This is a genomic window from Alkalihalobacillus alcalophilus ATCC 27647 = CGMCC 1.3604, assembly GCF_000292245.2.
Taxonomy (GTDB): Bacteria; Bacillota; Bacilli; order Bacillales; family Bacillaceae_D; genus Alkalihalobacillus; species Alkalihalobacillus alcalophilus.
In genome coordinates this window covers 37,091-48,417 of record NZ_ALPT02000034.1, presented here as the reverse complement: position 1 = coordinate 48,417, position 11,327 = coordinate 37,091, and the positions used below count along the sequence as shown (strand labels likewise).

Sequence of the window (11,327 nt, the reverse complement as noted above, 5' to 3'; positions counted from 1 at the left end):
GTGCTATAGGAAATTACGGTGCGAAAAGTGGTGAATAAGTAATCAAAATTGCGTGTCGGGGAAATTAAGGAGCGAAAAAAAGACCCTCAACCTGTGCCTATTAATAGGTCACTGTTTGAGGGTGAATGAGAGGGGAGTGATCTTCGCTTTTACAACTGGCATTTATTAAATGGGATTTGAAAGTTTTTTAGATATAATAGGCACCTTTAGTTTGTCCAATTCGTTTATAGTTGGTTGTTAAAATTCGACCAATGCTTCTTTTATTAATAGTAGGGATGTTGCACCAATCATATATTTTGTTTGTGGTTATAAAAGAATTGGGGAACAAAGTTTGATAGTCTTCTATGCTTCTTGATATGGATTGGTGGAGCTTCTCTGTTTTAAAACAATTTCTACATTTGGTCATTCGGCCGAGAGGAGAAAGATTAAAGGAAAAACAATATTTACAATAAAGGCCATTTTTGTACTCTCTTTCTTTAAAAGTGGGCTGTTTAAAAAAGGGAGACTCTGAAAGTTGAGAGGAAAGCAATTGACTTGCTATATTTTTATGTGACTGATTGATAGAGCCAGTTTGTTGAGTAAGTTTTTCGAGAAATCGGTTGAGTTGGTTAGGAAAGACAAAAGTAGGGGATTTCGGTCTTGGTAGGAATAAATAAAAATTAGGGTTAATGAAAATAATAAAAGAGGTAATTTGAGGATGTTTGATATTGTGAAGCTGAAACCATTGTCTTAATAAGGATTCATTTCTTTCAAGTTGATTAAGTGGGTTTTTAACCTCGGAGCTATTAAGCGAATAAAAACGCTGATCTTTGTATTCATAATCACCTTCGTAATTTTTAACTTCAAAAAGGAAAAGAAAAGTGGGTGAAATGACAAGAGAGTCGATTTGAAACGGGGAATCATCTTTTTGAAGCCAGAGGTCCTGAATTTGCAGCCAATCTTTAGGGAGCTGAACGGCCCAGTTATCAAAAGCTTGTTCCCCAGCAAAGCCCTTTTCCATTTTAAATAAACGCCTATGATCTTTTGCACTAAAAGACTTGAGCCTCCAGCTGAGTACTCTTTGGAGTAGTAATTCAGAAGACTCCTTTCGTTGTTTAAGAATCATTTAATGAATGGCACCTCCAAACTGTAATGATAATTAAATTATACAAAATTTAACTAGATAGTAGCTCAAGTATGTGCGAAAATATCACATAGTTTTTAGTTTGTGGAGAATTAGTAATGAAAAATCTGGATTGTGGCGATTAGGGTGCGAAAGACTGTGGATAAGTAATGAAAAAGCCGAGCTGTCCAAATTACGGTGTGAAAAACAAGTAATAGGTAATAAAAAAGCCAGCCAGTGAAAATTAGGGAGCGAAAAACCAGTAATAAGTAATAAAAAAGCCAGCCAGTAAAAATTAGGGAGCGAAAAACCAGTAATAAGTAATAAAAAAGCCAGTCAGCGAAAAATACGGTGCGAAAAACTAGGAATAAGTAATAAAAAAACCAGCCAGTCCAAATTACGGTGCGAATAACCAGTAATAAGTAATAAAAAAGCCAGCCAGTCCAAATTACGGTGCGAAAAACCAGGAATAAGTAATAAAAAAGCCAGTCAGTCCAAATTAAGGTACTAAAAGCCTGAAATAGTTCAAGAAATCAGCGAGCTATTACACTTAGAGTACGGTAGTTTAAAAAAATAAAAGAACTAATCAATAAGTCTTGAAAGTAGTCGTGATTCAAGGTACATTTAGATGAGATAGATTGACAGCTTTCGGAAAATGGGAAGAGAGAAAAGTAAGACAATATGAGAGAAAAAGTGAGGACTATTAAGATGAGAAAAGTAGCGATAGTGACAGATAGTACAGCTTATCTTCCAAAAGAATTACGAGATCAGCTCGGTATTCACATGGTTCCACTTAATGTTGTGTTTGGACAAGATTCTTTTCAAGAGGAATTAGACATTGCAACAGAAGAATTTTATTCTAAGATGGAACAGATTAAGGAATTACCAACTACTTCACAACCTGCAATTGGGCAATTTGTTGAGTTATTTGAAGAACTTGCTAAAGAAGGCTATGAGCAAGTCGTTTCAATTCACTTATCTAGTAAAATTAGTGGGACTTATCAATCGGCTGTTGCTGCTGGTGATATGGTCGAATCGATTGAGGTCATTGGTTTTGATTCGGCGATTAGTTGTTCACCACAGGCACGAGTTGTATTAGAAGCGGTTCGTTTGGCAGACGAGGGTAAAAATGCGGAAGAAATTATTGAGCATTTAAATAAAGTGAGAGAAACGATTCGTGCTTACTTCGTGGTCGATGATTTGAATCACTTACATCGCGGTGGTCGTTTAAATACTGCACAGTTATTTGTCGGCAACCTTTTAAAAATTAAGCCAATTCTTCACTTTGTTGATGGGAAAATTGTTCCTTTTGAAAAGGTGAGAACAGAGAAAAAAGCTTTTGCAAAGATTAAAACGATGCTTGAGCAGGAAGTGTCTGAAGGTGGGCAATTCCAAGTGACGATCATTCACGCTAATTGTGAAGAGGAAGCCACAAAGTTATTGGAAGATTTTAAAGCGAGTTTCCCAACCGTTGATTTTGAATTAAGTTATTTTGGACCAGTTATCGGTACGCATTTAGGACAAGGCAGTATCGGGGTTACTTGGTCACAAACAGTGAACTAATTACTATTATTTAAATTTGATTATTCAACAAGACTGTATGCATCCAGAAATCGGACATGCAGTCTTTTTATAGTTATCCTTCCTCCTATATTAAAAATCCCCTAATCGAGGTGAATTTGATGAAAGTTCCACCACCACTCGACTCCCTCAAAACAGAAAAAGCTCAAAGGCTGTATGTCACTAACGCCAAGAACCAGGAAGTTTCTTTTCACCCTCCTATTCCTGACCTCATTCCACACACAATACCGACGTTAGAACCTGAGCAATCTTTAGTCCCCAAAAAAAGTGAGCCCTATCTCTATGGAAAACTGTTATTAAAACGAGAACTCCCCCTTTCTGAAGAAAAACTCCAGCAACTTATTAATGAAAATAAAATCGAAGCCATTTCTGCCATGATTAAAAAGGGAGGTAAATTGGTTTGCGTGCGTTGTAATAATCAAAAGAAAAGTGAGTTTGGCCAGCATCCTTGTGCACTGTGTGGGCAGTTATGTTTGTATTGTCGTCATTGTCTTTCGTTAGGGAAGGTGCAAAGCTGTCAGAAGCTCTACCGCTGGATTGGCTTGGTCCCACCACAACGGCAGAAGCCGAACACCTTAAAATGGGACGGGCGTTTATCGTTAGGACAAGAAAGGGCATCGGTAGCGATTGGTGAGTGGATTCGAGAGCAGAAGCGTGGTCTCATTTGGGCGGTTTGTGGGGCAGGGAAAACGGAAATTGTCTTTAATGGGTTGGAGGAGGTTTTTGAAAAAGGGGGACGAGCGTTGCTGGCGACACCGAGGACGGATGTGGTGAAGGAGCTTGTGCCGAGGTTCAAAAGTGCTTTTCCTTCGATAAAAATCGCGGCGTTATTTGGTGGAAGCGAGGACCGAGATGAATATGCGGATTTTGTAATAGCTACTACTCATCAAATTTTGCGGTATGAGCGGTCTTTTGATTTTATTATTGTTGATGAAGTCGATGCGTTTCCATATTCCTTTGATAAGAGTTTGCAGTTTGCCGTTCGACGTGCTCGTAAAGAGAATTACCCCCTCGTTTATTTAAGTGCGACTCCTAGTCGAGAACTGCTGAGACAAAAATCGCTTGAGGTTACCAAAATTCCGAAACGATTTCATGGTCATCCTTTACCAGTTCCTACGATGGTTTGGGGAGGGGATTGGCAAAAGAGGATGAAAAAAGGAAAGTTGCCGGCTCGTCTAAAAAAATGGTTAATCAGCCATCAACACCAGCCTGTTCTGTTGTTTGTGCCAACCATTTTTGCTCTGGAGAAAGTCTCGGCGATTTTGACAAAGGAAGGAATGGTACACGGAGCGGTTCATGCAAGTGCGAAAACGCGGCACCAGGCAGTCAACTCGTTTCGTTCAGGAGAGATTCCATTACTAGTGACGACAACTATTTTAGAACGTGGTGTGACGATTTCGAATGTCGCTGTCGCGGTATTAGGAGCAGAAAATGGTGTTTTTAATGAAGCGGCACTTGTACAAATTGCGGGGCGAGTAGGGCGAGACCCACACTTCCCAAGTGGTGATGTTTGTTTTTTTCATTATGGGAAGTCGTTAGCGATGAAACGGGCCATTCAACAAATCAAAAGGATGAATCAGGAAGGTGGGGGCTTATGAGTGAATGTTTATTTTGTCGAAATGCTTATAAAGACGTCCCGAGTTGGTTTTCTGTACTACTCAACCAAAAAAGAGAGCCAATTTGTGAGCGGTGTTTATCACAGTTAAAACCGCTGGAAGGGAATCGTTGTCAAATTTGTTCACGGCAGTTAATGGAGACAAACCGTTTTAAAGATGTTTGTTTTGATTGTTACCGCTGGGAACAGCAGTCAGCAACAAGGCTTTTATTAAATGAAAATCACTCTCTCTATCATTATAATGGATTTATGAAAGAGCTTTTGGCGACGTATAAATATCGTGGAGATGCCATGATGGCCACGTTTTTTGCTCCCAAACTACTCGCTCTTTATGAAAAAAAGTTTCGAGGGTTTCAAGTGATGTCCATCCCTTTAAGTCAGGAACGTTTGCAAGAGCGAACCTTTAATCAAACTGAATTGCTTCTTCAGAATTGGCCGCAAGACTGTATTTGTCTTCATTTGAAGAGGAAAAATCGTGAGAAACAAAGCAAAAAAACACGCCAAAATCGGATACGGTCGTTTGGGGATAACCCGTTTGAACTGGATGCCAACATCTTCTTAGCCGAAAAGCTAAACAAAATTGTCTTAGTGGACGATATTTATACTACGGGGACAACATTAAGACAAGCTGCTAAGACATTAAAGCAAGCAGGAGCAAAACAAGTTGTTTCCTTGACGATTGCTAGGTAAGACTAAGCGATTGAAAAAGTAGATTTTATTTTTCTAATGAAAGAAAATCGCTCAGAAAGTTCATCGTGATGTCCTGTTCCGAACGATGCTTCGTTACCAATATGAAGATTCAAAATGTAGCTAGCTGAATATATTTTATATTACTATAAAGTCATAAATAAAACTAAAGAGATACATCCGTTTGGGAGGAGTAGGGAAGATGAGAGATCTGACCAATTGTCCGAAGTGTGGGGCCTTATTTGTAAAGGCATTACGGCCGATTTGTAACCCTTGTTTTAAAGAGCAGGAAGACTGCTTTATGAAAGTGAAAACCTATATGAGCAAAAAAGAAAATCGAATGGCAACCGTACAAGAGGTGCATGAGTATACCGGTGTTTCCTATGAGATGATGCATCAGTTTATTCGTGAAGGAAGATTGTTGACGACACAGTTTCCAAACCTTGGTTATCCATGTGAATCATGTGGGGAATCGATTAATGAGGGAAGAATTTGTAGCGATTGTCGTGGTCAAATTACAAAGGGACTTGATCAAATCGAGCGTGAGGAGCAATTAAAACAAAAGATGAAAGAAGAGGAAAAACGTTCTTATCAGACATATCGTTCGATTGAAATTGAGCGTGATTAACTAATAAAGATTAACGGTAATAATCCGATAAAAGAAATAAGAGAATGTGAAGCTAGAAAGAAGGTGTTCAGTTTGGAAATTAATCCATACCGTCGCGTCGCAAATTATAGCTATCAAAAACCAGTAGAGAAAATGGGAGCAACTCCAAAAAAGGCGTTGCAGCGTGATCAATTACAAATCTCCACAGAGGCTTTGAAATTGCAGCAAACAAACCCTCTTATTACGGAACGTCAAGTACGTGTAGACGAACTTAAGAAACAAGTGGAACGTGGCGAATATAAAGTCAATCCAGAGAAAGTCGCTCAAGCTTTTTATGATTATTGGAATGATAAATTCTAAAAGAGGGAGCAGATGATGATTGAAAAAATTAAACAAGCGTTAAGTCAACTTGTTGAAGTACAGCAACAGTTGCTAGAAATCGCTGTGAATAAGACGGAGCTCATTAAAGAAAATCGAATGAAAGATTTGGAACTAGTAGTGCGAGAAGAAGCAAAAGCGATCCAAAAACTTAGAATAACGGAAATGGTTAGGGTTAAAGAAGTGAAGAGCTTTTTTGAGACGAGGAACAAACCATTGCTAGAACCGACGATGACAGATTTAATAGCAGAAGTGGAACCGAGTGACCGAGAAGGACTCCAGAGCTTGCAACAGTTACTTCTTGAGCAGATTTTAGAATTAAAAAAGGTGAATGAGCATAATGAGGAGCTAATTCAAGAATCGATGAAGTTTGTCCATTTCTCGCTTGATGTGCTCTCGCCTCAGTTATCTGAGATGCAGTATCAACGAAAACCACAAAATGGTAATGGATACGAAAATGGAGAGCATTCCATTTTTGATTCAAGAGCGTAAAAGCGAAGGAGCGAGAAACGATGCTATCGACATTTACAGGATTAGAAACGGCTCGTCGTGCATTAATGACGCAGCAAAAAGCCCTTTATACATTAGGACACAATGTCGCGAATGCGAATACGCAAGGGTATTCAAGACAGCGGGTTAATTTCCAAACAACAGAAGCGTATCCTTCTGCCGGTATGAATAGCCCAGCCATCCCTGGTTCGATGGGAACAGGGGTTAAAGCAGGGTCGATTCAACGGGTAAGAGATCAGTTTTTAGATGTACAATTTCGTAATGAAAACAATAAGACAGGGTATTGGAATTCTCGTTATCTAGCGTTTGAAAAGATGGAGTCGATTTTAAATGAGCCATCAACAGATGGTTTAGCTGCACAAATCGAGTCTTTTTGGTCAGCCTTTCAAGATTTAGTGATGAACCCTGCTGAATCTGGAGAACGCTCAGTCATTCGAGAAACGGCGAAAGCTTTAACCGAAACGTTTAATTATTTATCTGATTCGCTCACACAAGTTCAAAGTGATTATCAAAATGAGCTAGAAGTGAATACAAAAGATTTAAATTCGCTCTTAACGCAATTAAATAATGTTAATAAACAAATTCGTGATGTTGAGCCACATGGGTATGTACCGAATGACTTATATGATGAACAGGACCGCTTATTGGATGAAATCTCTGGTTATATTAACATCTCAACAGAACGGATGGAAAGCAAAGGCCAACCGAACTCAGCTGCAGAAGGTGCTGTAACCCTTTATTTTGTCGATGCAAATGGAACAAAGCATCAGCTTGTGAATGGTGCTGATCACAATGATCTTCAGCAGTTAGAAATCGAGAGTGATGAGGATGGACATTTTGTTTCGATGAATTTCGGTACACAATCTTTTTCGTTTGAAGAGATGTCTAATGGAGCATTAAAAGGAATTGTTGAGGCATTGGGATATGTGACGGAGAGTGGAGAGGTCAAAGGGACGTATCCAGATATGTTAGCGGAACTAGATGAAATGGCTTGGGTATTTGCCGAGAGAATAAATCAAATTCATCAAATTGGTTTTACTTTGCCTGATATTAATGGGGAAGTCCATCAAGGGGGATTGTTTTTTGACTTTAAACCTGGTGCCCCAGATGAAACCGATCCGAAAAAAGGAGCTGCCGCACGATTAATCGTGGCTGAAAATCTTAATGATAGTATTGACAATATTGCAGCGGCTGGTGTCAATAAGGAAGCTTTAGTTGATAAAGATGAATATGAACGGCTGTATAAACAAGCACTAGAAGCTGGAAATTATGAAGAGCTTATTCAGTTTTTAGGGAATGATGGAAACTTTAAAGAGGGTGTTCCTAAAGCGTTTCCTGGCGATGCTTCCAACGCGGCTCTATTAGCGGATGCCAAAAAAATGCAACTTCATTTTGGAACGAAAATCGCAACGATTGGTGGTTTTTACCAAGGGTTGATAGGGAAAATGGCCGTTGATACAAAAGAAGCTGGGCGAATGCTTGCGAACTCAGCCAACCTTCTCTCAAGTGTTGACTACAACCGCCAATCCGTTAGTAACGTCTCTTTGGATGAAGAGTTGACGTTAATGATCCAATATCAGCATGCCTATAGTGCTGCGGCACGAAATATTACAATGGTCGATGAGATGTTAGATACAATTATTAATAGAATGGGCCTTGTCGGTAGATAGGAGGAATAAGAAATGCGTGTAACACCAACGATGATTTCTCATAATACACTTCGCAATATTAATCAAAGTTACCAGAAGCTCGGGATGTTGTCTGATCAAATGGCGACTCAGAAAAAAATTACCCGTGCTTCACAAGATCCAGTAGTTGCGATGAAAGGAATGCTCTATCGCTCGCAAGTCGCGGAGGTTACCCAATTTAAGCGTAATTTAAGCGAAGTGTATCATTGGATGGATACAGCTGATTCGGCACTCGATGAAGCGACCGAAACGTTAAAACGAATTCGCGATCTAGCAACTCAAGCGTCGAATGATTCCTATGATGCGAGTGAACGAGCGAATATAGCCAAAGAAATTAAGCAGTTACGTCTTCACTTAGAGTCGATTGCCAATACAAAATCAGGTACTAAGTATATTTTTAATGGGACAGATACAATGTCTCCACCTGTCATTAATTCAGATAATATGAACTTGCCAATCTCTTCACTATTTGAGGGGGAAACAAATCTCGAAGGTTTTCAATTGATTCATGGAGGTAGAACCTTTGAAGTAGTTGGGGAAGATGAAGAGTCTGGTCAATTAATCTTTCAAGACGTGAAGCAAATTGGAAATCCAGCTTACGGCGAGGAAGGTTTTGAAGAAAATGCGTTCCAGTTGAAAGTGACGGAAGGTGGAGAAATCACGTTTTCACAGCCGAACCGTGAAACAGGTGAAGCGACTACGAGTAACGTTCGAACAAACGATTTAGTTATTGCGAGCAAGGACGCTGTTTCAGCTAATTCACAGCCCGTTGAAATTGAGCTTTTAAATGGTGTCAAAGTCCAAGTGAACATCAATCCAAATGATGTGTTTAGCAACCAATTATTTGGCGATATTATTCGCCTTGAGCAAGCACTAGAAGATGGTTCTGTCACGGGTGAAGAACTAACGGGCTATATTGATGAATTTTTTGCCCATATCGATCATTTTGTTTCCCAACGAGCTGAGCTTGGGGCGAGGACAAATCGTGTCGAGATGATTGAGAACCGCATTCTTGATCAAGAAATCAGCGCGAAGAAAATGATGTCTGATAACGAAGATGTTGATATGGAAGAAGTTATTATGAATCTAGTCATCCAGGAAAATATCCATAACGCGGCTTTAGCAGCCGGAGCGAGAATTATGCAACCATCCTTATTAGACTTTTTAAGATAAGATTGCTGTGAAAGGTTTTTAAATACGTACAGAGGGGAAGTTTTAATGATGCAAATGCCGAGTATAAGAATTAATCAAGTCCATGCTCAAATCGCGATCCAAAAAAACGAACCCCCTGTGCAAATCAAGCAACGTCAAGCCGATATGCATATTGACCAAAAAATCAACGAAATTATCCAAATTCAAACAACACCAAGTCGGCTTCACATCGACCAAACGGAAGCATTTGCCGATGCTAATCTCAAACACCCTTTAAGGTTTTCTTCTGAATTTTATGGGAAAATGATCAGTTCGGTTTATTCTTATATTGCGAAAAAAGTAGGCGAAGGGAAGCAGTTAGCGGCGATTCACACAGGTCAAAATGCGATCGCTAATATTGCGAGACAAACAACCACTTCTCCTCCTCCAAGTAGTCAAATCGCTTATATGCCAAAAGGTTTAGACCGCGTGAGGTTTTCTTATCAACCTAGTACGGTCCATTATGACGTGCCAAATGGGCATATAGATATTCATGTCCAAAAAAACGATCCGATTATTCAAATGGCAAAATGGCAGTCAGATGTATATTTAAAGCAGAAGAACCAGATCATATTTGATGTAGTCGGTGGACATATTGATCGGGGGATGTAGAGAGTAGTATCAAATGTATCACTCATGATCCTTCGACAATAAATGTCATACTGTATAAATCAGTTTAGCTCAACCTACAAATACTACCAGTCTCCTACTCGCCATTTCTCCAAATAGAGCTTATTCGCTTTACCATCCTGTTTTTCTCTCAATCTTTTACATAATCACTCCAGACTTTTTACTTTTTCCCAAATTTAGGTCGATACCTCATAAAAGAGGATATGCTACAATGAATTTATTCCATAAACGAACTAGTGATGATGATTTTATATAAGGAAGTGTTGTCATGTACATACGAACAAAATATAACGGAGAAGTGGAAGTAGATGCTAATCAACTGTTCCACTTTGACAAAGGAATTCCAGCTTTTGAAGAGGAAAAAGAATTTGCTCTTATCTCACTTGAAGAAGGCACTCCATTTTTTGTTTTACAATCAATAAAAACGGCGGATGTTGCCTTTATATGTGTTGATCCTTTTCCATATGTCCATAACTATAAGGTGAAACTACCAGATTCACTTATTGATTCATTACAAATAGCAAAAGAAGAGGATGTTGCGATTTTTGTGTTTTTGACCATTCAAGAGCCTTTCCATGAAACGACCGCTAATTTACAGGCACCGCTCATTTTAAATACTGTGACGAAACAAGGAAAACAATTTATGATGAGTGATTCCACTTATCGAACGAAGCAACCTATTTTTCAGCAGCCTGCTATGAAAGGGGACCGCTAATATGCTTGTGCTTTCTAGAAAAAAAAATGAAGCCATTCAAATAGGCGACGATATTGAAATTACGATTCTTGCAATTGAAGGAGAACAAGTGAAACTAGGTATTCAAGCCCCAAAACACATTGAAATTCATCGTAAGGAAATTTATTTAGCGATTCAAACAGAAAATCATGAAGCTGTCAAAACAGTTTCTTTAGAGAGCCTAAAATCATTTATTCACAACAAGTAGGCAAATAAGCAGGCTACAAAAGATGTAGTCTGTTTTGTTTGGCACAAAGGTAACATTTTTGGAGAAATATTCTCCTTTTTTCAAAAAATAATCGGTACAAATACCAATTTACAAGCGACTAGAAGTTTAATAAGATAAAATTAGCAACATTATGTAATTGAAATCAAATAAGTTTTAATAAAATGACACCTAATCCCACTAATTTCTAACATTTCGTATATAGTAATTTTCGTTGCACTCATCTCATTCCAGGTTATTAGACTATTCATTCGATTTCCATTTCAACCCATTTTCGTTTGTTTTTTCTCCCAATTTATCCAATGAGAGCGACAACAAACAACAATTTTCGATCTTTTTTGTTCGTTTCATAGAATGGATGGGTATAAAGTCCTTGTGT

12 protein-coding genes are annotated in these 11,327 nt (G+C 38.8%); 11 read left to right on the top strand and 1 reads right to left on the bottom strand.

Going from position 1 to position 11,327, the window contains the following annotated elements:
• Positions 1 to 187 precede the first annotated feature (187 nt).
• A complete protein-coding gene (locus tag BALCAV_RS10870) occupies positions 188 to 1,105 on the bottom strand; it encodes a nuclease-related domain-containing protein (RefSeq protein ID WP_040323890.1) in 918 nt (305 codons plus the stop codon).
• Positions 1,106 to 1,810: 705 nt separating this feature from the next.
• Between BALCAV_RS10870 and BALCAV_RS10865 the strand changes: the two genes are divergently transcribed.
• The 11 genes from BALCAV_RS10865 (at position 1,811) to csrA (ending at position 10,930) form a co-directional block, all read left to right on the top strand.
• Complete coding sequence (locus tag BALCAV_RS10865) at positions 1,811 to 2,665, top strand: DegV family protein (RefSeq protein WP_003322494.1); 855 nt, start codon at positions 1,811 to 1,813, stop codon at positions 2,663 to 2,665.
• 119 nt (positions 2,666 to 2,784) lie between these two features.
• Positions 2,785 to 4,281, top strand: coding sequence for a DEAD/DEAH box helicase (locus BALCAV_RS10860; protein WP_003322493.1), 1,497 nt, complete (start codon positions 2,785 to 2,787; stop codon positions 4,279 to 4,281).
• Positions 4,278 to 4,988, top strand: coding sequence for a ComF family protein (locus tag BALCAV_RS10855; RefSeq protein WP_003322492.1), 711 nt, complete (start codon positions 4,278 to 4,280; stop codon positions 4,986 to 4,988). Before BALCAV_RS10860 ends, BALCAV_RS10855 begins: the two co-directional genes overlap by 4 nt.
• A gap of 199 nt (positions 4,989 to 5,187) precedes the next feature.
• A complete protein-coding gene (locus tag BALCAV_RS10850) occupies positions 5,188 to 5,613 on the top strand; it encodes a TIGR03826 family flagellar region protein (protein WP_003322491.1) in 426 nt (141 codons plus the stop codon).
• A gap of 72 nt (positions 5,614 to 5,685) precedes the next feature.
• A complete protein-coding gene (gene flgM, locus BALCAV_RS10845) occupies positions 5,686 to 5,952 on the top strand; it encodes a flagellar biosynthesis anti-sigma factor FlgM (protein ID WP_003322490.1) in 267 nt (88 codons plus the stop codon).
• Between the two features lie 12 nt (positions 5,953 to 5,964).
• Positions 5,965 to 6,462 carry a flagellar protein FlgN gene (locus BALCAV_RS10840; protein ID WP_040323889.1) on the top strand — a complete coding sequence of 166 codons (498 nt, stop codon included), beginning with the start codon at positions 5,965 to 5,967 and terminating at the stop codon, positions 6,460 to 6,462.
• 20 nt (positions 6,463 to 6,482) lie between these two features.
• Complete coding sequence (gene flgK / locus BALCAV_RS10835; RefSeq protein ID WP_003322487.1) at positions 6,483 to 8,150, top strand: flagellar hook-associated protein FlgK; 1,668 nt, start codon at positions 6,483 to 6,485, stop codon at positions 8,148 to 8,150.
• Between the two features lie 12 nt (positions 8,151 to 8,162).
• The gene (gene flgL, locus BALCAV_RS10830; protein WP_003322486.1) at positions 8,163 to 9,341 is read left to right on the top strand and encodes a flagellar hook-associated protein FlgL; all 1,179 of its coding nucleotides are present in this window, start codon (positions 8,163 to 8,165) and stop codon (positions 9,339 to 9,341) included.
• Positions 9,342 to 9,386: 45 nt separating this feature from the next.
• On the top strand, positions 9,387 to 9,971 hold the full coding sequence (locus tag BALCAV_RS10825; protein ID WP_003322485.1) for a DUF6470 family protein: 585 nt from the start codon (positions 9,387 to 9,389) through the stop codon (positions 9,969 to 9,971).
• 286 nt (positions 9,972 to 10,257) lie between these two features.
• Complete coding sequence (gene fliW / locus BALCAV_RS10820; RefSeq protein WP_003322484.1) at positions 10,258 to 10,704, top strand: flagellar assembly protein FliW; 447 nt, start codon at positions 10,258 to 10,260, stop codon at positions 10,702 to 10,704.
• A 1-nt stretch (position 10,705) separates the two neighbouring features.
• The gene (gene csrA, locus BALCAV_RS10815) at positions 10,706 to 10,930 is read left to right on the top strand and encodes a carbon storage regulator CsrA (RefSeq protein WP_003322483.1); all 225 of its coding nucleotides are present in this window, start codon (positions 10,706 to 10,708) and stop codon (positions 10,928 to 10,930) included.
• The last annotated feature ends 397 nt before the right edge of the window (positions 10,931 to 11,327 follow it).